The sequence below is a fragment of the Phenylobacterium montanum genome (assembly GCF_018135625.1).
GTDB lineage: Bacteria > Pseudomonadota > Alphaproteobacteria > Caulobacterales > Caulobacteraceae > Poindextera > Poindextera montana.
Genome location: NZ_CP073078.1, coordinates 767,157 through 786,382 on the forward strand (window position 1 = coordinate 767,157; position 19,226 = coordinate 786,382).

Below are 19,226 nucleotides of genomic sequence, written 5' to 3' on the forward strand. Positions count from 1 at the left end.
TTGGCCCAGAGGCGGGCCGAGAAACGGCCTCAGACGCGCGCGATCCGCAACATCTTGGGCGGCGCCAGAACCGCGGGCAGGGCTGCAATGCGCCTGGCCGCCTCCAGCACCGCCGCCTCCGGTGTTGCGTGGGTGGTTAGCACAATCGGAACCCCGCCTGCATCCTCCACCGGCTTTTGCAGGAAACTATCGATCGACACGCCGACCTCAGCCAGGGTTTCGGACACCGCCGCGATCACGCCCGGCTGGTCGCGGACGAGCAAGCGCAAATAGGCCTTACCCACATTGTGGGCCGCGTCGATCTTGGCGAAGGGCTGCAGAGACTGGGCCGGCGCCTGGAAAACAGGCCGCCGGGCGCCGGTCATCACGTCGGAGATGTCAGCGGCGACCGCCGCCGCTGTCGGGCCGGAACCTGCCCCCGGGCCCTGGATGAAGATGCGGCCGATCCGTCGCCCCTCGATGAAGAGCGCGTTCAAGGCGCCGCGGGTCTCGGCCAGCGGATGGCCGATCGGCGCCAGGGCCGGGTGCACGCGCACCGAAACGCCGTCGGCCGACCGGGTTGCGCTGGCCACCAAGCGGATGCGATAGCCCAGATCGCCGGCCAGCTTGATGTCCAGGAGCTCGACCTGATCGACCCCCTCGACCTCGGCGGCGGCGTAGTGCGGCGCGCAGCCGAAGGCCAGGGCGGCCAGGATCGAAATCTTGTGCGCCGCGTCGAACCCGCCGACGTCGGTGGTGGGGTCGGCCTCGGCGTAACCCAGCCGCTGGGCCTCGGCCAGCACCTGGGCGAAGGGGCGCGAGCCCTGCTCCATCTCGGTCAGGATATAGTTGCAGGTGCCGTTGAGGATGCCGGCCACGGCGTCGACCTCGTCACCGACCATGGCCTCGCGCAGCATCTTCACCGCCGGCGTGCCGCCCATCACCGCCGCCTCGAACAGCAGCGGCGCGCCGACCGATTCGGCGAGTTCGGCCAATTCGCGGCCATGGACGGCGATCAGGGCCTTGTTGGCGGTCACCACCGGCTTGCCAAGCCGCAGCGCCGTCTCCACCGCCGCCTTGGCCGGACCTTCCGAACCGCCGATCAGCTCGACGAAGATGTCGACATCCGGCGAGGAGGCCAGGGCCACGGGATCGTCGAACCATTCGTAGCCCGAAATGTCGAAGTCCCGCTGGCGGCTGCGATCGCGGGCCGAGACGGCGGTGATCACCGCAGTTCCGCCGGCCGGCGCGAAATGCGGCCGCTCGGTCAGGAACTTGACCAGACCCCCGCCGACCGTCCCCAGGCCGGCGACGCCGATGCGCCAGGTGTTCTTCATGCTCGTCCCTATTTCGCCGCCGCCGGCAGTTCCTCGCGCGCCCGGCTGAGGATCTGCCCCGACTGTTGCAGGAATTTCTTCACGTTGCGCGCCGCCTGACGGATACGGTGCTCGTTCTCCACCAGTCCGATGCGCACATAGCCTTCGCCGTACTCCCCGAAGCCAAGGCCGGGAGCGACCGCCACGCCCGCCTCCTCGACCAGAAGCTTGGAGAACAGCATCGAGCCGGCCTCGCGGAACGGCTCGGGAATCGGCGCCCAGGCGAACATCGAGGCCGGCGGATTGGGAATCTCCCAGCCCGCGCGCTGCATCGATGAGACCAGCACATCGCGCCGAGACTTGTAGATGCCGCGGATCTCGTCGATGCAGTCGGCGGGCCCGTTCAGCGCTGCGGCCGCCGCCACCTGGATCGGGGTGAAGGCGCCGTAGTCCAGATAGGACTTCACCCGGGCCAGGGCCGCGCAGATGCGGGCGTTGCCGACGACCATGCCGACGCGCCAGCCGGCCATGGCGAAGGTCTTGGACAGGGAATTGACCTCGACCGCCACGTCCTTGGCCCCCTCGACCTCGAGAATCGAGGGCGGCGGGTTGTCGTCGAAATAGATCTCGGAATAGGCGATGTCCGACAGCACCAGCATGTCGTGCTTCTTCGCCAGCGCGATCACGTCCTTGTAGAAGTCGAGGCCGACCCATTGGGCGGTCGGGTTCGAGGGATAGGACACGATCAAGACGCTCGGCGGCGGCACCGAATGCTTCACCGCCCGGCTGATGCCCGCCAGATACTCCTCGGGCGACAGGGCCGGCACGTGGCGGATCACCCCGCCGGCCATGATGAAGCCGTAGGCGTGGATCGGATAGGCCGGGTTCGGGCAGATGATCACGTCGCCCGGCGCAGTGAGGGCCTGGGCCAGGTTGGCGAAGCCCTCCTTGGAGCCCAGGGTGGCGATCACCTCGGTGTCGGGATTCAGTTTCACGCCGAAGCGGCGGTCGTAGTAGCCGGCCATGGCGCGGCGCAGGCCCGGAATACCCTTCGAGGCGGAGTAGCCGTGGGTCTTGGGCCGTTTCACCGTCTCGACCAGCTTGTCGACGATGTGCTTGGGGGTCGGCATGTCGGGATTGCCCATGCCGAAATCGATGATGTCGACGCCCTTGGCCCTCAGGCCCGCCTTGATTCGGTTGACCTCTTCAAAGACGTAGGGCGGCAGGCGCCGGATGCGATGGAAATCGTGGGTCATGATCTTCTTGGCCCCTCCCTGGGGGCCGCGCATAGCAGTGTCGGGGGCATGAATAGACGAAGCATCGCCCCGCTATCCAGCAAGGAATGGCGAAATTTCAGCCCCCGGAGGCCGTCAGTGCGGCGCCGGGGGCGGTGTAGCTCGCGCCCGCTGCTCGGCGGCGTAGGCTTCCGAATCGCTGGCCTCGCCCGGGGCCACCGGCTTCAGCTCGCTGGCGGGGATCTTGGCCCGCTCGGCTGTGGCCCAGGCTTCGCTGTCCTTGAGGATGAAGGGGATCGAGGCGGCTTCGGCTTCCAGCTGGCGCTTGTCGGCCAACTCGCCGACCACGGCCGAGCGCCAGGCCGAGGCCGGGCGGATGTCGTGCGGAACCGGCGGAACGCTGCTGAAGGTGGGATAGGGTCCGGGGGTCTCGGAGGCCTTGGCCACCTCGCCCGCCACGCTCGAGCGCTGGTCGATCCTGCCGGCGCTGAAGGGGGTGGCGCCGCCTGCGGCGCAGCCGCCCAGCGCCACGAGCAGCGCGGCGCAGCCGGCCTGGGCCAGGCCTCTCGACTTTGGTCGGAATTGATCTGAAGTCGACAAACCCAATTCTCGCCATACAGAATACGTCTTGGTCTTATGCGATCATGGACTTCTGCGAAAGGGCGCGCAGGAGTGATGACGTTTCGCCGCGCCGTAAGGGAGACTTCTGGCATGCCGACCAAGCCGACCTCCAAAGCCGCAACCGCCGCCAAGGGGGCCAAGACCGCCAAGCCGAAAGCGGCTGCGAAGCCAGCGGCCAGGGCGGCGAAAGCGGTCGCCGAGGCGGCGCCCAAGCCAAAGACGGCTGCGAAGCCGGCCAAGGCTCCGCCGCCCAAGCCGGCCGCCGCCGCAGCCCCGCCGCCAGAGCCGCCCAGGGCCGCGCCCGAGGCCAAGCCGGCCGCCGGCGCCACGCTGATGGACTTCCTCAGCAGCGACCAGCGCCAGGCGCTCGAATCGATCTCCGCCAACCTGGCCCGCGCCGCCCTGACCGCCCAGGGAGCCTTCGCCGAGGCGGCCATGCGCCAGGCCGACCGGCCTGCGGCCCTGTCGCCCGACCCCTTCAACGTCGCTCCCGCCCTCAGCGAGGTGATGGGCCGCCTCGCCGCCCAGCCGGATCGGCTGATGCGGGCTCAGGCGGACCTGTTCGCCCGCTATACCGACCTATGGCGCACCGCCTCGCGCCGCGCGCTCGACGGTTCGGCGGAATCGGTGGTCGAGCCGGCCAAGGGCGACAAGCGGTTCGCCGATCCGGGCTGGTCGGACAATCCGATGTTCGACGTGATGAAGCAGTCCTACCTTTTGACCTCGAACTGGCTGAACGATCTGGTCTCCGGCGTCGACGGGGTGGATCCCCTGGCCAAGCGTCGCGTCGAGTTCTTCACCAAGATGCTGACCGACGCCTTTTCGCCGTCGAATTTCTTGATCTCCAACCCTGCGGCGCTGAAAGAGATCGCCGAGACCAAGGGCGAAAGCCTGGTGCGCGGCATGGAGAACTTCGCCGCCGACCTCGCCCGCGGCGAGGGTCAGCTGTCGATCAGCCAGACCGACTTCGAGAAGTTCAAGGTCGGCGACAACGTCGCCACCGCCCCGGGCAAGGTGGTGTTCCAGAACGACATCATCCAGCTGCTGCAGTTCTCGCCCTCGACCGACAAGGTGCACGAGATCCCGCTGCTGATCTTCCCGCCCTGGATCAACAAGTTCTATATCCTGGACCTTCGGCCCGAAAACTCGATGATCCGCTGGCTGGCCGCCCAGGGCTTCACCGTGTTCGTGGCCTCATGGGTCAACCCGGACGCCAAACTCGCGACCAAGACCTTCGAGGACTACATGATCGAAGGGGTTTACGCCGCCAGCCAGGCGGTGATGACCCAGTGCAAGGTCAAGGAGGTCAACACCGTCGGCTACTGCATCGGCGGCACCCTGCTCTCCTGCTCCCTGGCCTATATGGCGGCCAAGGGGGACAAGCGAATCAAGTCGGCCACCTTCTTCGCCGCCCAGCAGGACTTCAGCGAGGCGGGCGATCTTCTGCTGTTCACCGACGACAACTGGCTGGCGACGGTGGAGAAGCAGATGGACGAGGGCGGCGGGGTCCTTTCCGGCGCCGCCATGGCCGACACCTTCAACGCCCTGCGGGCCAACGACCTGATCTGGTCGTTCTTCGTCAACAACTACCTGATGGGCAAGGAGCCCAAGCCCTTCGACCTGCTCTACTGGAATTCCGACCAGACCAGGATGCCCAAGACCCTGCACCTGTTCTACCTGCGCGAGTTCTATCAGAAGAACAGACTGGCCAAGGGCGAGCTGGTGCTGGGCGGCGAGACGCTGGACATGGGCAAGGTCAAGATTCCCGTGTTCGTGCAGTCCTCCAAAGAGGACCACATCGCCCCCATGCGCTCGGTCTACAAGGGCGCAAAGCTGTTCGGCGGGCCGACCACCTTCATGATGGCGGGCTCGGGGCACATCGCCGGGGTGATCAACGCGCCCGTGGCCAATAAGTACCAGCACTGGACAAACCCCGCCCTGCCCGCCACGCCCGACGAATGGATCAAGGGGGCCGAGGAGCATCCGGGGTCCTGGTGGCCCTATTGGGCAAAGTGGCTGGCCGAACGCTCCGGGCCGATGGTGGCGGCGCGGGATCCGGCCAAGGGCCCCTTGAAGCCGATCGAGGACGCGCCGGGGAGCTTCGTGAAGGTGAAGAGCTAGGCAGGGACGAACTTCACCGCCACACCGTTGTTGCAGTAGCGCAGGCCCGTGGGCTGAGGGCCGTCGTCGAAGATGTGCCCTTGGTGCCCGAGGCAGCGGGCGCAGTGGTATTCGGTGCGGTCCATGCCGATCGAGAGGTCGCGCTTGTGGCCCAGGGCGCCATAGATCGCCTTCCAGAAGCTGGGCCAGCCGGTGTGGGAGTCGTACTTCCAGTCCGACTTGAACAGCGGCAGCTCGCAGCCCAGGCAGACGAAGGTGCCCTTGCGGTGCTCGCCCAGCAGCGGGCTGGTGAAGGGATATTCCGTCCCCTCGTGGCGCAACACGTTGAAGGACGTCGCCGGCAGGCGTTTCTTCCAGTCCGCCTCGCTCAGCTTGCGGAACGGCGAAGCGGCATAGGCGGCCTCGGCGTCAGCGGCCAGGGCGGGCCGCAGGCCCAGGCCCAACAGCCCAAGGGCGGCGGACGAGGCCATCAGGCGGCGGCGGGAGAGGTCAGGCAGGGTGCTCATGCCTGTTGATACGACCGGGAACGCGGACCGGTTACCCGGCGCCCAAAAATTATTCCGCCGGACGGGTCCAGATATAGAGGGCGTCCGGCTCGTGCTCCTCGTTGTGCTCGCCGTCGGTCAGGCGCTCCAGCACGAAACCGCGGCGCTCGTAGAAGGTGCGGGCGCGGTCGTTCTTCTGGAACGCCCAGAGCTGCAGATGATCATCGTCCGCCATGACCTGGGCCAGCAGGGCGCCGGCGACGCCGCGGCCCTGATGGCTGGGGTGGACGTAGAGGTGGTTCAGCCAGCCGGGGCTGTGGGCGGCGTAGCCCAGGGGCCTGCCGTCCTCCTCGACCATCCAGACCTCGTTGTTGGGGAAGAGCTGGTCCTCGAAAAAGGCCTGGTCTTCCTCCGCCGTGTGCAGTTCGGGCAGGAAGGTCAGGGTCTCGCGCATGGCCTTGCGGTGCAGCCGCGCCAGGGCGGCCATGTCCTCCAGCCTGGCGCGACGCAGCATCATGAGAGCCCCGCCCCCTCGTCCAGCCCCAGCATCAGGTTCAGGTTCTGCACCGCCGCGCCTGAGGCGCCCTTGCCGAGGTTGTCGAGCAGGGCCACCAACCGCGCCTGGCCGGCAGATGCGTTGCCGAACACGTAGAGCTTCATGCGGTTGGTCCCGTTCAGGCCCTCGGGGTCCAGGGTCTTGAGACCGGCGACCTCTTCCAGTGAAGCGACCTCGACGAAGCGCTCGCCGTCATAGGCCTTGGCCAGGGCCGCGTGCAGATCGGCCGGCGCCGGGCGCTCCGGCATGGCCCAGAGCTGCAACGGGACCTCGACGATCATGCCCTGGGCGTAGCGGCCGACGGCGGGGGTGAACAGCGGTCGGTGAGCCAGCCCGGCGTGCTTCTGGATCTCGGGCACGTGCTTGTGCTCCAGGCCCATGGCGTAGATGCGGTAGGGAACCTTGGTGTGGCCCGGCAAGGTCTCATCCTCGAACTCGGCGATCATGGCCTTGCCGCCGCCGGAATAGCCGGAGACGGCGTTGATCGTCACCGGCCAGCCCGCCGGGACCAGGCCCCCGCGGACCAAGGGGGCCAGCAGCGCGATGGCGCCCGTGGAATAGCAGCCGGGGTTCGACACGCGCTTGGCCCCTGCGACCGCGGCCCGCTGGCCGGGGGCGAACTCGGGGAAGCCGAACGACCAGTCGGACGCGGTGCGGTGCGCGGTCGAGGCGTCCACCACCTTGACCGCCGGGTTGTCGATCAGGGCGACGGCTTCCCGCGCCGCATCGTCCGGCAGGCACAGGATGACCAGGTCGGCGCCGTTCAGCATCTCGGCGCGGGCGGCCGGGTCCTTGCGCCGCTCGGGGTCGATCGAGACCAGGCGCAGATCCTCGCGGCGCTCCAGCCGGGCGCGGATCTGCAGGCCGGTGGTGCCGGCTTCGCCATCGATGAACACCTTGGGGGCCATGGCCGCCTCCTGGAGACTGGAGCAGAGAACAAAGAAAAAGGGCGCCTCGGTGACCCGAAGCGCCCCAATTCGAAATCGGCTGTGGAGAACCGATCAGCGCTTCGAGAACTGGAAGCTGCGGCGGGCCTTGGCCTTGCCGTACTTCTTACGCTCGACGACGCGGCTGTCGCGGGTCAGGAAGCCGTGCGGCTTCAGGACGGCGCGCAGGCCCGGCTCGTAATAGGTCAGGGCCTTGGACAGGCCGTGGCGCACGGCGCCGGCCTGGCCCGACAGGCCCGAGCCTTCGACGGTCACGGTGACGTCGAACTGGCCGAGACGGTCGGCGATCTGCAGCGGCTGGGCGATCATCATCCGCAGCACGGGGCGGGCGAAATAGACCTCCTGGTCGCGGCCGTTGATGGTGATCGTGCCCTTGCCGGGCTTGATCCACACGCGGGCGATGGCGTTCTTGCGCTTGCCGGTGGCGTAGGCGCGCCCTTGGGCGTCGATCTGCGGTTCGCGGACGACGGCTTCGGGCGCGGGGTTGGAAGACAGGCTCTGAAGAGCCTCGAGACCTTCGGCCATGAGTTATTGGCTCCGCGCGTTCTTGGTGTTGAAGCTCTTGAAGTCGACCGCTTCGGGCTGCTGAGCTTCATGAGTGTGGGAGGGACCGGCGAAGACGCGCAGGTGGGTCAGTTGCTGGCGGGCCAGCGGGCTTTCCTTGGGCAGCATGCGCTCGACGGCCTTTTCCAGGACGCGCTCGGGGAAGCGGCCGCCCAGGATCTTGCCCGCGGTGCGTTCCTTGATGCCGCCCGGATGGCCGGTGTGCCAGTAGTAGGTCTTCTGGGCCAGCTTGCGGCCGGTGAACTTCACCTTGTCGGCGTTGACCACGACGACATAGTCGCCGCAATCGACGTGGGGGGTGTAGTCCGAGCGGTGCTTGCCGCGAAGACGCATGGCGATGAACGAAGCGAGACGGCCGACCACGGCGTCCTGGGCGTCGATCACGATCCACTTCTTCTCGACGTCCGCCGGCTTCAGCGAGGCCGTGGTCTTGGTCGTCATGGGTCAGGGTCCGTTGAGCTAACGACGAACGGCGGACCGCACGTCGACTTGAGGGCGCGGCGATACAGGCGCAGGGCTGTGCTGTCAACACGCAATGTGCGACGAAATAGCTCGGAAAGCCTTATTTCAGAAGGATTTTTGCAATACGGTATCTATATACCGCATCGTCCTTTTCAGCTCAGCCGGGCCGCCCGCCAGGCCAGGGTCACCGCTGCGCCCAGCACCAGCGCCGCCAGCAGCTGGTGGGCCAGGCTGAAGGCCAGGGGCGCCGCCAGCATCAGGGTGGCGACGCCCAGACAGGCCTGGGCCAACACCAGGGCGCCGGTGAACAGGGCCATCGCCCGGAAATTGCCGGCGAGATAGCGGCTGCGCGCCGCCGCGACCGCGAGGCTCAGAGCCAGGATCAACACCAGATAGGCGCCGATGCGGTGGTTGAACTGCACCGCCGCCTGGCTGCGGGTCAGGGTGCGCCAGAGGCCGCCCAGCACATAACTTCTGGGGAACCAGGCCCCGTTCATGCGCGGCCAGTCGTTATAGACCTGCCCCGCCTTGTTGCCAGCAACCAGGGCGCCGAGCAGGCATTGGATGTAGACCAGCGTCGCCAGGGCCGCCGTCGCCGGTCCCCAGCCGCCGGGCCGGGACGCCCTCGCCTGCCCCGCCCAGGCCTCCCAGCCGGTCCAGATGGCGGCGCAGAAGATGATCAGGGCCAGGCCCTGGTGGGCGGCCAGCATCTCGGGCGCCACATGCACCAGGTTCTCGTGGTTCTGCGGTCCGCCCAGCCCGCTGCTGACCATCAGCCAGCCCAAAAGCCCCTGCAGTCCGCCGAGCACGAACAACCCGACGCAGCGCCAGATCAGCCGCGGCGGCAGACGGCGCAGGGCCAGGAGCACGACGAAGGGCAGGAAGAACACCACCCCGACCATCCGGCCCAGCAGGCGGTGCGCCCACTCCCACCAGAAGATCCCCTGGAACTGCGCCAGGGTCATGCCCTGGTTGACGAAGCGGTACTGAGGGATCTGCTGATAGTTGCGGAACTCGGCCATCCAGGCCTCGTGGCTCAGCGGCGGGATCACGCCGGAGACCGGCTTCCACTCGGTGATGGAAAGGCCCGAGCCGGTCAGGCGGGTCGCCCCGCCGACCACCACCATGGCCAGGACCAGGGCGGCGATGCAGAACAGCCAGACAGCCGCCGTGCGCGAGCGGTCGGTTCTCAGGAACGAGGTCATACGGCGGTCAGCCCTCGGACGGCGCAAAAGACCCGCCCGGTTAGCCCGACTGGCCCGCCTCGTCCATGCCCTGTTGGCGAGCGGGCGGCCAGGGGGTAGGAGACGCCCCCATGAACGCGCGCACCCGCAAGCTGATCGGCGGCCTCGGCATCCTGGTCTTCCTGGCCGCCTATGTCATCGCCGTGGTCAACTTGGCCGACCACCTGCCGGACAACCAGCTGATCAAGCTGGCCTACTACGTCCTGTCAGGAACCCTCTGGGGCGCGCCCCTGATCCCCCTGATCACCTGGATGAACCGGGGGCGGTAGCGGGGGCGCTCAAGGACTGCCGACCTCAGGCCCGCCAAGGAAGCGCTCTTGATCAGTGTCGTATCCAACGACTGACTACCCGCCGGACCATCGGATTCCGCGAATCTATGAGAGCAGCCCCGCGACTTATCCAAACAGACCGATAAGGAACCGCACCGGCTTGAACGGCTGCTGACGAAGGCGTCGACGACTTGAGATTGCACTCGCCCCCAGAAGCGGGGCCATACTCGCTCCCGCATCAACGCGGTGGCGAAAATGGTGGACACAAGTTGGCTGGGAAATGGTGGCGCGGCGGCGATCGTCGGGGCCCTGGTTGGCTCGATCGTCGGCGGGTCCATCACGGGAGCCGTACAGTGGGTGGTACTCAAGCATACCGCCTTCGAGCGAGATCAGGCCCTGGCGAGAGCGCTCCTCTCAAAGCTGGGGCGAATGTATTCCCACCTTCAAAAGGCGCACGAGCACCTGGAGGCGGCTTTCGCCATGGTTGACCCGAACCGTCACGCGAGCCCGTCCACCTTTGTTGAGAGTTTCCCTAACACCCAGCAACGCCTCAATTTCACAGAGGACGAGCTTGGCGTCGTGCTCCGATTGGGGGGGGCGGAACTCTTCAATGACCTCATTATGCGCGACGAGCTACACAACGCGGCGCTCGATATCCTGGATTTCTATCACGAACGTCGGTTGGGCTTTCTCGACTCCCTGGCGCCGGTTAGGGTCCAAGGCCAGATCGTGGACATTCCGATCAACGAGACCACCAAACGACGAATCATCGAACTCGATGGCCTGGTTGCTCAGGTTCGCGAGCATATTGGTCCGGACGCCGGTCGACTTATGAACCTGCTCCAGCAGGCGGCCGAAGCGTTCAACCGGAAACTAAAGCTCAACTACACGGTAATGCCCCGCCGCTAACGGCCGCGTCCGTGACCAAACCACAATCGGCGTAGGGCTTAGGCGTCGCCAGCCCATTGGGGTGACGCCAAATTTCATAGTAGATACAAAGCAATATCTAGGCCTCTCTGGTCGGAGCGGCGGGATTCGAACCCACGACCCCTTGACCCCCAGTCAAGTGCGCTACCAGACTGCGCTACGCTCCGCCGAGAGGAGCGCCCTTATAGGGGCGGCGCCGTTCAGCCGCAACACCGGACTTCACCTCGATTTTCTTCCTTGCGCCGGCATGAACGCCAAGGCGTCCTTACGCCAGGTCGCCCCTAGCCAACGGCAGTCCCGACGCTCCCACCGCGCGCTTGGAGGCCAGGGTCTGGAACACCCCGACCGTGCCGCGTTCGAAGGCGCGGGCGAAGATGGCGAAGAACAGCAGGCACATCCGCATCCGCACACGGCCGACCTCGGCGGCGGCGCTTTCCTGGCGGGCATAGAGGCGGGCCAGCCAGTGTTCCAGGGTCAGCTGATAGTGCTCGCGCATGGCCTCGACGTCATGAACCTCGAAGCCATGGCGCTCGAGGTTGGTCACGGTCAGGCCGATATGGTCAAGTTCGCCGCCGGGAAAAATGAAGCGGGAGATGACCTTCTGATAGTGGGTCATGCGGCGGAACTTGCGGATATCCGGCGTGGCCCGGCGGGTGATGGCGTGGTGCAGGTACAGGCCGCGTGGGCGCAGGAGACCCCGCATCTGCCGGAAGTGCCGGTCGTGATTGTCCAGGCCGACATGCTCGAACATGCCCACCTGGGCGATCTTGTCATAGGCTTCTGGGGCGTCGACCGAGCGGTAGTCCCTGAGTTCGATCCTGACCCGGTCCGCCAGGCCCAATTTGGCGATCCTGGCCTGGGCGTAGTCGAACTGGGCCTTGGACAGGGTCACCCCGTGCCCTTCCGCGCCGTAGGTAAGAGCTGCGTGGATCAGAAGGGCGCCCCAGCCGCAGCCGACATCCAACAGCCGGTCACCGGGTTGAAGGCGCAGCTTTCGGCAGATCCGGTCGAGCTTGGTCGCCTGGGCCTGGTCGAGCGGCGTCTGCGGCGTCGCGAAATAGGCGCAGGAATAGACCATCTGCGGATCCAGGAAGGTCTCGTAGAAGGCGTTGGACAGGTCGTAATGGAAGGCGATCAGGGTGCGGTCGTCGCGCCCCTGTTCGAATTTTCGGCTGACGTCCGCGTCGAAGGCCGCAGAGCCCCGGCGCTCGTGCGGGGCCAGCAGGAACAGCAGGGCGCTGCGCAGCGCCAGGCCCCTGTCCACGCTCCGGGCCAGGCGCAGCGAGCGCAAATGATCGAAGCGCCGCGAGGCCGTCAGCGGATCGGCGCCGGAGAAGTCGATCTCGCCCTCGGCATAGAGCGCGATCAACGACATCAGGCCGGGCTTGAGCAGCAGGCGGCGCACCGCGCCGGGTGAGCGCAGCACCAGGCGCACGTCGTCTCGCGCAGTGGCGCCCAGCGGCAACACCTCGCCATTCCAGAGCTCAAGGCTCAGGTCTCCCTGCAAATGCCCGGCTATATCGGCCGCCAGCGCCCGTACTGCGGCGAGCCGGGATTGCTCGAACATCGATGTCCGCTCCCCTTGCAGGAACGAGGCCGCCGCGGGTCAGCGCCTGGTCGTCGCCAAAGCCGCGTCCAGGCGGGCCTTGGCGGCCTCCAGCGCCTCCAGCGCCGCAGCCAGCCGCGCGCGTTGGGGCGCAGGCCCCGCAACTGCCTCGTCGAACGGAAGATCGGATGCGCCGGCCTCGCCGCCGCCCGCCGCCACCAGACGCGCCGCGCCCTGCTCCCGGTGCAGCCGCTGCACGCCCTTGATGGTGTAGCCCTCGTCGTGCAGCAGGCGGCGAACGCCGCGCAGCAAGGCGAGGTCGTGCGGGCGATAGAAACGCCGCCCTCCGGCCCGTTTCATCGGGCGGATAAAGGAAAACCTGGTCTCCCAGAACCGCAGCACATGCTGCGGCACGCCGAGCTCCTCGGCGGCCTCGGTGATGGTGCGAAACGCGTCCGGACCCTTGGCCACCAGAACTCCTAGCCTCAGCCCCCGAGGCCCTCGTCGACCCGGGCCTTCATCACGTGGCTGGCCCGAAATCCGATCACCCTGCGCGGCTCGATCGGCGCCGGTTCGCCGGTCTTGGGGTTGCGGCCCATGCGGGCGCGCTTAGCGCGAACCTGGAAGACGCCGAAGCCGGAAAGCTTGACCGTTTCGCCCTGCTCCAGGGTTTCGGCGATCAGGTCCAGGGTGCGCTCGACCAGGCCGGCGCAATCCAGACGGGTGAGCCCGACCTCCTCGTGCACCGCTTCGCAGAGGTCCGCCCGCGTCAGGGTCTCACCGCTCATCGACTTCGCCCGCGTTGTGAAGGTCTCGCTCCGCCAAGGTCAATGCCGCGAAGCGTTCGATAAGTCAAAGGGTTCCGCGCAAAACTAGAGACGGATCACGCAGGCGCCCCAGGTCAGGCCGCCGCCCATGGCTTCCAAGAGCAGCATCTGGCCCGGCTTGATGCGCCCGTCCGCCACGCCCTGTGCAAGCGCAAGGGGAATCGAGGCCGCCGAGGTGTTGGCGTGCTCGGCCACGGTCGAGATCACCCGCTCGTGCGGAATGCCCAGCCGCTTGGCGACTCCCTCAAGGATGCGCTGGTTGGCCTGATGCGGAATGAACCAGTCGACGGAACTGACCGGCACGCCGGCCGCCTCAGCCGCAGCCTCCACCGCCTCAGAGATGTTGATCACCGCGTGGCGGAAAACCTGGTTGCCCTGCATGCGCAGGTGGCCGACCGTGCCGGTGGTCGAAGGACCGCCGTCGACATAGAGCAGGTCCTGCTTGGTCCCGTCGCAGCGCAGGGCGAAGCCCAGGAGGCCGCGATCCTCGATGGTCCCCTGCCCTTGCACCGGCTCCAGCACCACCGCGCCGGCGCCGTCGCCGAACAGCACGCAGGTGCCGCGGTCGGTCCAGTCCATCAGCCGGGTCATGGTCTCGGCCCCGATGACCAGGGCGCATTTGGAAAGGCCCCGGGCCACGAAGCCGTCGGCCACGCTCAGCGCATAGACGAAGCCGGAGCACACCGCCTGGACGTCAAAAGCCACGCCGACCGGGCAACCCAGCTTGCGCTGGACCAGGGCGGCGGTGGCGGGAAAGGTCAGGTCGGGGGTGGTGGTGGCGACGATGATCAGGTCGATCTCGGCGGGCGTGCGGCCGGCGGCGTCCAGGGCGCGCTTGGCCGCCTCGACCGCCAGGTCGGAAGCGCCCTGCTCCGGCGCGGCCTTGCGGCGCTGGCGGATGCCGGTGCGCTCGACGATCCATTCGTCGCTGGTGTGGACGATCTTGGCCAGGTCGTGATTGGTGACCACGTCCTCGGGCAGATAACCGCCCACTCCGGTGACCGCGCTGCGCAAAACCGAACTCACTCCTTGTGCTCCGACGCGACGGCGGCGACTTCGGCCTCGCCTTCGCTCAAGGCCGCCGTCAATTGCTCCAGATTGCGCCGAATTTCTGACGCGAACGCGCTCTGGGCCAGGTCGGCCGCCACGCCCACCGCATGGGCGAAGCCCTTGGCGTCGCCGCCGCCGTGGCTCTTGACCACGATGCCGTTCAGGCCCAGCAGCGGCCCTCCGCCGCCCGGGGTGATCCGCTCGCGCAGGCGCCGCAACGCGCCCTGGGCGATAAAGGCCCCGATCTTGCTGACCAGGGACGAGGTCAGGGCCGCGCGCAGTTCCGCCGACACGAACCGCGCCACGCCCTCGGCGGTCTTCAAGGCGACATTGCCGGTGAAGCCGTCGGTGACGATGACGTCGACGCTGCCCTTGCCGATGTCGTCCCCCTCGACAAAGCCCTTGTAGTTCAGGTTCAGGCCGCCTTCGGTCAGCAGGCGGTGCGCCTCCTTGACGTCGTCGCGGCCCTTCTGCTCTTCCGCGCCCACGTTCAGGAGGCCGATGGTGGGCCGATTGGCCCCATGCACCGCGCGATGATAGGCCTCGCCCATAATGGCGAAGTCGACCAGGCGCTCGGCGTCGCAGTCGATATTGGCGCCCACGTCCAGAACGGTGGTGAAGCCGCGCGAAGTCGGCCAGCTGACCACGATCGCCGGACGCTCCAGGTCCGGCGTCACCATACGCAGGATCAGCTTGGAGATGGCCATCAGGGCGCCGGTGTTGCCGGACGATACGGCGGCTTGGGCCCGGCCCTCGCGAATCGCCTCCACAGCGTTCCACAGGCTGGAGCCCTTGCCTCGGCGCATGGCCTGGGCCGGTTTTTCGTCGCCGCCGATGACGAGTTCGGTGTGGCGAATCTCGCACAGGGGCCGCAGCGCCGGATAGCGCGCCATTTCCGCCTCGATGCGGGCCTGGTCGCCATGCACCAGGAAGCTCACGCCGCGCGCGCGCCAGGTTTCGACTCCGAGCGCAAGGCCCGGCACGACCACTGACGGACCATGGTCCCCGCCCATGGCGTCGATGGAAATTACGATGGGTTCCGGCACGACGGCGCTTAGGCCCCTCGAGTTGATTGGCGCCTGGCGAGGGCGGGCGGACGATACAGGCGCGCGGACGGGATGCAAGCGGCGGTCACGCCTGGCCCTCCCCGTCCGAACCGCCGGTCTTCAGCGCCTTCAAGACCGCGAAAGGCGAGAGTTCGCCCGTTTCCTTCGGTGGTTGGAACTCGGCGCCCGGTTTGCGCGGGAACGGATCGATCTCCAGGGCCAAGTGTTCGACCACATAGCCGCCTAGGTCCACGACATCGCTTTCAAGCACGTCCGGGGGATCGTCCGCCTCCAGATCGATCTCGATCTCCGGCTCGGCGTCCTGGCTGGCGTGGGGGCTGGACGGGGGCACAGCGCGCACGTCGAAAGTCCCGGATAGCGAAACCGGAAAATCCTCCGCGCTCAGCCCGCAGGTCTGGACGATGTCGGCGCTCCAGTCGCCCTCGATGCGCAGGCCGTCGAACCAGCCGGACAGGGCGAGGTCGGCCTGCAGCCGGTCCACGGCGACGAGGCCGAGTTGCTTGGCGATTCGCGCTCGCACGGCGGCGTCGGCCTCCAACCGGCGCTTCAGGGGCGCGGAGGGGGTGAAGCGGGCGGCCTCGACGATGCGAATCGTCTCCGGCCAGTCGGACGGGGCGTCGCTCACGAGCGGATCTCCGCCCAGTTCGTCTCGCCGGCCAGAATCGTTTCCAGCGGCAGCTCGGCCAGGGCGGCGAAGGCTCGCCGCACATAGCCGGCCATGGCGGCCACGTCGCCTTGAGGCGCATCGGCGAACAGGGTGCGGCCGATCAGGGCGGCCAGTTCGTCGGACTGCACCCCCAGGGCCGAATCATAGGCCTTGGCCCGGCCGTAAAAGGCCTCGCCCAGCTTGCGCATCTTCTTACCGACGGACAGGTCGCCGACGCCCATCTCGCGCAGGGCGTCGTCCAGCGAGCGCAGATAGGCGTCGAACAGGGCCTGGCTGACCTCGCTGGCCTCGGCCCCCTCGCCCTTCAGGCGGCAGACCAGCAAGACCACGTGCAGGCTGTAGAGTTCGAAGCGCCCCTCGACCGTGTCCGGAACCCCGAAGTCCGCATAAAAGGCCGGCTGGCGCGCCTGGCGGGCAGCCGCCTGGAACAGCGCCGCGCCCGCAGCCTTGGCCGCGCGGGGCCGAAAAAGCCTTTGAAGCACCAAACCCAGCCTCACTTTCGCCGCAGCCTGCGGCCAACCCAGCCATTGAACTAAGGGTTCGAGGGCGCTAGGTCAAAGTTTGGAACTCTCATTGGTGAGGCATTTGATGATACGCCGGCTCGCCGCGCCGTTTTGCGTGCTTATGGCTTCGGCCGCGCTCGTTACCGGTTGCGCCCCCACCAATATGTTCCAGGGCTTCCAGGCCATCGAGGCCAAGCCCCAGGACGTGAAGGTCGGCGAGGACACCAAGTCGACCGTGATGAGCCGTCTGGGCTCGCCGTCCACCGTCTCCACCTTCGACCCGAACGTCTGGTTCTACGTCTCGCAGGTCACCCAGGTGCAGAGCTTCTATCACCCGAAGGTCGTGCGCCGCGACGTGGTGGCCCTGACCTTCAACAAGGACGACGAGAAGGTGGTGAACGTCGCCACCCTGTCGCTTAAGGATGGGCGGGTGATCGCCTATAACGGGCGCGAGACCCCGACCCGCGGCCGCGAACTCAGCATTCTCGAGCAACTCTTGGGCAACCTGGGCCAAGGCTCGCTGCTCAACAACAACCAGGACCTGACCCCCGGCTCGCGCCCGGGTCAGCGATAGGGCGCCCGGCCGCCTCGGCTGAACCCAATCCCCCAAAAACAACGCCCCGAAGCCTGGAGGCCTCGGGGCGTTCGCTTTTCAGCGATCAGTCGATCCTATCCGCCGTGGGCCAGCACCGCCAGGAGGAGCAGGGCCACGATGTTGGTGATCTTGATCATCGGGTTCACGGCGGGACCCGAGGTGTCCTTGTAGGGGTCGCCGACGGTGTCGCCGGTCACCGCGGCCTTGTGCGCCTCGGAGCCCTTGCCGCCGTAGTTGCCCTCTTCGATGTACTTCTTGGCGTTGTCCCAGGCGCCGCCGCCCGAGGTCATCGAGATGGCGACGAACAGGCCGGTGACGATCACCCCCATCAGCATGGCGCCGAGGGCGGAGAAGGCGTCCGACTTGCCGGCGATGGCCTTGATGACGAAGAACAGCACGATCGGCGAGGCCACGGGCAGCAGGCTCGGCACGATCATTTCGCGAATCGCCGCCTTGGTCAGGATGTCCACGGCGCGGCCGTATTCCGGCTTGACCTCATAGGTCATGATGCCGGGGTTCTCCTTGAACTGGCGGCGCACCTCGGCGACCACCGATTCCGCCGCCCGGCCGACCGCGGTCATGGACAGGCCGCCGAACAGGAACGGCAACAGGCCGCCGAACAGCAGGCCGACCACCACATAGGGGTTGGCCAGGTCAAACCGGACGTCCTGCATGCCCACGAAGAACGGGAACTGGGCCGAGTTCGCCGGAGCCGAGAAGTAGTGCAGGTCCGAGGTATAGGCCGCGAACAGCACCAGGGCGCCGAGGCCGGCCGAACCGATGGCGTAGCCCTTGGTCACCGCCTTGGTGGTGTTGCCGACCGCGTCCAGGGCGTCGGTGGAGACCCGCACCTCGGACGGAAGGCCGGCCATTTCAGCGATGCCGCCGGCGTTGTCGGTCACCGGGCCAAAGGCGTCCAGGGCGACGATGAATCCCGCCAGGGACAGCATGGTGGTGGTGGCGATGGCGATGCCGAACAGCCCGGCCAGCTTGAAGGTGACGATGATGCCGACAATGATCACCAGCGCCGGCATGGCGGTGGCTTCCAGCGACATGGCCAGGCCCTGGATCACGTTGGTGCCGTGGCCGGACACCGACGCCTTGGCGATCGAGCGCACCGGACGGAAGCCTGTGCCGGTGTAGTATTCGGTGATCACCACGATGGCGGCGGTCACCGCCAGGCCCACCAGGCCGCAGCCGAACAGGGCGTTGGAATCCATGGTCTTGTCGCCGACGGTGACCGCGGCGGGAACCAGGGTCTTGATCACCCACCAGACCGCGCCGATCGACAGGACGCCGGTGATGATCAGGCCCTGATAGAGGGCCCCCATGATGTTGTTGTTCTTGCCGAGCCGCACGCCAAAGGTGCCGACGATCGAGGTCAGGATGCAGACCCCGCAGATCGCCAGCGGCAGCAGCATCATGTTGCCCACCACCGCCTCGCCGCGGAAGAAGATCGCCGCCAGGACCATGGTGGCGACGGTGGTCACCGCATAGGTCTCGAACAGGTCGGCGGCCATGCCGGCGCAGTCGCCGACATTGTCGCCTACGTTGTCGGCGATGGTGGCGGCGTTGCGGGGATCGTCCTCCGGGATACCGGCCTCGACCTTGCCGACCATGTCGCCGCCGACGTCGGCCCCCTTGGTGAAGATACCCCCGCCAAGACGCGCGAAGATGGAGATCAGCGAGGCGCCAAAGCCCAGCGCCACCAGGGCGTCCACCACCTCACGGCTGGTCGGATCCAGGCCGCGGACATTGGTCAGGAAGGCGTAGTAGCCCGCCACCCCGATCAGGGCGAAGCCGGCCACCAGAAGGCCGGTGATCGCGCCCGAGGTGAAGGCCAGCGACAGGCCCTTGGCCAGGCTCTCGCTCGCCGCCTGGGCCGTGCGCACGTTGGCGCGAACCGAGATCAGCATGCCGGCGAAGCCCGCCGCGCCCGAAAGCACAGCCCCGATCAGAAAGCCGATGGCGGCCGTGGGGCCGATCAAAAAGAAAACGGCCGCCAAGATGACGGCCCCGACGATCCCGATTGTCGTGTATTGGCGCCGCAGATAAGCCTGCGCCCCTTCCTGGATCGCCGCGGCGATCTCCTGCATCTTGTCGCTGCCGGCGGATTTGCCCATCAGGGCCGCCGACTGCAGGGCGCCGTAAAGCACCGCTGCTATGCCGGCGCCTATCACCAGCCAAATGTAAGAACCCATATCGTAAGCGCCCCTTTGTCAGTTATGCGCACGGGGTTGCCCAG

21 protein-coding genes and 1 tRNA gene are annotated in these 19,226 nt (G+C 67.3%); 4 read left to right on the forward strand and 18 right to left on the reverse strand.

What is annotated here, in order from left to right; genetic code table 11:
• Positions 1-29: 29 nt before the first annotated feature.
• The 3 genes from KCG34_RS03460 to KCG34_RS03470 form a co-directional block, all read right to left on the reverse strand.
• Complete coding sequence (locus KCG34_RS03460) at positions 30-1,316, reverse strand: homoserine dehydrogenase (protein WP_211939006.1); 1,287 nt, start codon at positions 1,314-1,316, stop codon at positions 30-32.
• A gap of 8 nt (positions 1,317-1,324) precedes the next feature.
• Entirely contained in the window at positions 1,325-2,551 is a 1,227-nt protein-coding gene (locus KCG34_RS03465; RefSeq protein ID WP_211939007.1) for an LL-diaminopimelate aminotransferase, read from the reverse strand.
• Between the two features lie 114 nt (positions 2,552-2,665).
• On the reverse strand, positions 2,666-3,130 hold the full coding sequence (locus tag KCG34_RS03470) for a hypothetical protein (protein ID WP_211939008.1): 465 nt from the start codon (positions 3,128-3,130) through the stop codon (positions 2,666-2,668).
• A gap of 111 nt (positions 3,131-3,241) precedes the next feature.
• Between KCG34_RS03470 and phaC the strand changes: the two genes are divergently transcribed.
• Complete coding sequence (gene phaC / locus KCG34_RS03475) at positions 3,242-5,272, forward strand: class I poly(R)-hydroxyalkanoic acid synthase (RefSeq protein WP_211939009.1); 2,031 nt, start codon at positions 3,242-3,244, stop codon at positions 5,270-5,272.
• Here phaC and msrB read toward each other — a convergent pair.
• The 6 genes from msrB to KCG34_RS03505 all read right to left on the reverse strand — a co-directional run bounded on the left by msrB (position 5,269) and on the right by KCG34_RS03505 (position 9,491).
• On the reverse strand, positions 5,269-5,778 hold the full coding sequence (gene msrB, locus KCG34_RS03480) for a peptide-methionine (R)-S-oxide reductase MsrB (protein ID WP_211939010.1): 510 nt from the start codon (positions 5,776-5,778) through the stop codon (positions 5,269-5,271). The genes phaC and msrB overlap by 4 nt on opposite strands.
• A gap of 49 nt (positions 5,779-5,827) precedes the next feature.
• Positions 5,828-6,274, reverse strand: coding sequence for a GNAT family N-acetyltransferase (locus KCG34_RS03485; RefSeq protein ID WP_211939011.1), 447 nt, complete (start codon positions 6,272-6,274; stop codon positions 5,828-5,830).
• Positions 6,271-7,221: an N-acetyl-gamma-glutamyl-phosphate reductase gene (argC, locus tag KCG34_RS03490; protein WP_211939012.1), complete on the reverse strand. Its 951-nt coding sequence runs from the start codon at positions 7,219-7,221 to the stop codon at positions 6,271-6,273. Before argC ends, KCG34_RS03485 begins: the two co-directional genes overlap by 4 nt.
• 93 nt (positions 7,222-7,314) lie before the next feature.
• Positions 7,315-7,785: a 30S ribosomal protein S9 gene (gene rpsI / locus KCG34_RS03495; protein ID WP_211939013.1), complete on the reverse strand. Its 471-nt coding sequence runs from the start codon at positions 7,783-7,785 to the stop codon at positions 7,315-7,317.
• A gap of 3 nt (positions 7,786-7,788) precedes the next feature.
• Positions 7,789-8,265 carry a 50S ribosomal protein L13 gene (rplM, locus tag KCG34_RS03500; RefSeq protein ID WP_211939014.1) on the reverse strand — a complete coding sequence of 159 codons (477 nt, stop codon included), beginning with the start codon at positions 8,263-8,265 and terminating at the stop codon, positions 7,789-7,791.
• Between the two features lie 173 nt (positions 8,266-8,438).
• Positions 8,439-9,491, reverse strand: coding sequence for a COX15/CtaA family protein (locus KCG34_RS03505; protein WP_211939015.1), 1,053 nt, complete (start codon positions 9,489-9,491; stop codon positions 8,439-8,441).
• Between the two features lie 110 nt (positions 9,492-9,601).
• Here KCG34_RS03505 and KCG34_RS03510 point away from each other — a divergent pair, with 110 nt between their 5' ends.
• The gene (locus KCG34_RS03510) at positions 9,602-9,799 is read left to right on the forward strand and encodes a DUF2842 domain-containing protein (RefSeq protein WP_249138203.1); all 198 of its coding nucleotides are present in this window, start codon (positions 9,602-9,604) and stop codon (positions 9,797-9,799) included.
• A 255-nt stretch (positions 9,800-10,054) separates the two neighbouring features.
• Positions 10,055-10,708 carry a hypothetical protein gene (locus KCG34_RS03515; protein WP_211939017.1) on the forward strand — a complete coding sequence of 218 codons (654 nt, stop codon included), beginning with the start codon at positions 10,055-10,057 and terminating at the stop codon, positions 10,706-10,708.
• Positions 10,709-10,816: 108 nt separating this feature from the next.
• Here the strand turns inward: KCG34_RS03515 and KCG34_RS03520 are convergent.
• From KCG34_RS03520 to KCG34_RS03555, 8 genes are all read right to left on the reverse strand, one after another.
• A tRNA-Pro gene (locus KCG34_RS03520) sits at positions 10,817-10,893 on the reverse strand.
• Positions 10,894-10,991: 98 nt separating this feature from the next.
• Positions 10,992-12,293 (reverse strand): class I SAM-dependent methyltransferase, encoded by a 1,302-nt coding sequence (locus KCG34_RS03525; RefSeq protein ID WP_211939018.1) that lies wholly within the window; start codon positions 12,291-12,293, stop codon positions 10,992-10,994.
• A 39-nt stretch (positions 12,294-12,332) separates the two neighbouring features.
• On the reverse strand, positions 12,333-12,743 hold the full coding sequence (locus tag KCG34_RS03530; protein ID WP_211939019.1) for a MerR family transcriptional regulator: 411 nt from the start codon (positions 12,741-12,743) through the stop codon (positions 12,333-12,335).
• Between the two features lie 14 nt (positions 12,744-12,757).
• Positions 12,758-13,060, reverse strand: a complete 303-nt coding sequence (locus KCG34_RS03535) for an integration host factor subunit alpha (RefSeq protein WP_211939020.1) — start codon at positions 13,058-13,060, stop codon at positions 12,758-12,760.
• A gap of 84 nt (positions 13,061-13,144) precedes the next feature.
• Positions 13,145-14,125: a beta-ketoacyl-ACP synthase III gene (locus KCG34_RS03540; RefSeq protein ID WP_211939021.1), complete on the reverse strand. Its 981-nt coding sequence runs from the start codon at positions 14,123-14,125 to the stop codon at positions 13,145-13,147.
• Positions 14,122-15,195, reverse strand: coding sequence for a phosphate acyltransferase PlsX (gene plsX / locus KCG34_RS03545; protein ID WP_211939022.1), 1,074 nt, complete (start codon positions 15,193-15,195; stop codon positions 14,122-14,124). The genes KCG34_RS03540 and plsX overlap by 4 nt, the downstream gene beginning before the upstream one ends.
• A gap of 85 nt (positions 15,196-15,280) precedes the next feature.
• Positions 15,281-15,841, reverse strand: coding sequence for a YceD family protein (locus KCG34_RS03550; RefSeq protein ID WP_211939023.1), 561 nt, complete (start codon positions 15,839-15,841; stop codon positions 15,281-15,283).
• On the reverse strand, positions 15,838-16,365 hold the full coding sequence (locus tag KCG34_RS03555; RefSeq protein ID WP_367576017.1) for a ubiquinol-cytochrome C chaperone family protein: 528 nt from the start codon (positions 16,363-16,365) through the stop codon (positions 15,838-15,840). The genes KCG34_RS03550 and KCG34_RS03555 overlap by 4 nt, the downstream gene beginning before the upstream one ends.
• A gap of 106 nt (positions 16,366-16,471) precedes the next feature.
• Between KCG34_RS03555 and KCG34_RS03560 the strand changes: the two genes are divergently transcribed.
• Complete coding sequence (locus KCG34_RS03560) at positions 16,472-16,960, forward strand: outer membrane protein assembly factor BamE (RefSeq protein WP_211939025.1); 489 nt, start codon at positions 16,472-16,474, stop codon at positions 16,958-16,960.
• Positions 16,961-17,055: 95 nt separating this feature from the next.
• Here the strand turns inward: KCG34_RS03560 and KCG34_RS03565 are convergent, their stop codons facing one another.
• Positions 17,056-19,182 (reverse strand): sodium-translocating pyrophosphatase, encoded by a 2,127-nt coding sequence (locus KCG34_RS03565; RefSeq protein ID WP_211939026.1) that lies wholly within the window; start codon positions 19,180-19,182, stop codon positions 17,056-17,058.
• Between the last annotated feature and the right edge of the window lie 44 nt (positions 19,183-19,226).

Bases quoted from the DNA above. Each gene is read 5' to 3' on its own strand.
- KCG34_RS03460 (WP_211939006.1), bottom strand. From the start codon at position 1,316: ATGAAGAACACCTGGCGCATCGGCGTCGCCGGCCTGGGGACGGTCGGC.
- KCG34_RS03465 (WP_211939007.1), bottom strand. From the start codon at position 2,551: ATGACCCACGATTTCCATCGCATCCGGCGCCTGCCGCCCTACGTCTTT.
- phaC (WP_211939009.1), top strand. From the start codon at position 3,242: ATGCCGACCAAGCCGACCTCCAAAGCCGCAACCGCCGCCAAGGGGGCC.
- msrB (WP_211939010.1), bottom strand. From the start codon at position 5,778: ATGAGCACCCTGCCTGACCTCTCCCGCCGCCGCCTGATGGCCTCGTCC.
- KCG34_RS03485 (WP_211939011.1), bottom strand. From the start codon at position 6,274: ATGATGCTGCGTCGCGCCAGGCTGGAGGACATGGCCGCCCTGGCGCGG.
- argC (WP_211939012.1), bottom strand. From the start codon at position 7,221: ATGGCCCCCAAGGTGTTCATCGATGGCGAAGCCGGCACCACCGGCCTG.
- rpsI (WP_211939013.1), bottom strand. From the start codon at position 7,785: ATGGCCGAAGGTCTCGAGGCTCTTCAGAGCCTGTCTTCCAACCCCGCG.
- rplM (WP_211939014.1), bottom strand. From the start codon at position 8,265: ATGACGACCAAGACCACGGCCTCGCTGAAGCCGGCGGACGTCGAGAAG.
- KCG34_RS03505 (WP_211939015.1), bottom strand. From the start codon at position 9,491: ATGACCTCGTTCCTGAGAACCGACCGCTCGCGCACGGCGGCTGTCTGG.
- KCG34_RS03510 (WP_249138203.1), top strand. From the start codon at position 9,602: ATGAACGCGCGCACCCGCAAGCTGATCGGCGGCCTCGGCATCCTGGTC.
- KCG34_RS03515 (WP_211939017.1), top strand. From the start codon at position 10,055: ATGGTGGACACAAGTTGGCTGGGAAATGGTGGCGCGGCGGCGATCGTC.
- KCG34_RS03525 (WP_211939018.1), bottom strand. From the start codon at position 12,293: ATGTTCGAGCAATCCCGGCTCGCCGCAGTACGGGCGCTGGCGGCCGAT.
- KCG34_RS03535 (WP_211939020.1), bottom strand. From the start codon at position 13,060: ATGAGCGGTGAGACCCTGACGCGGGCGGACCTCTGCGAAGCGGTGCAC.
- KCG34_RS03560 (WP_211939025.1), top strand. From the start codon at position 16,472: ATGATACGCCGGCTCGCCGCGCCGTTTTGCGTGCTTATGGCTTCGGCC.
- KCG34_RS03565 (WP_211939026.1), bottom strand. From the start codon at position 19,182: ATGGGTTCTTACATTTGGCTGGTGATAGGCGCCGGCATAGCAGCGGTG.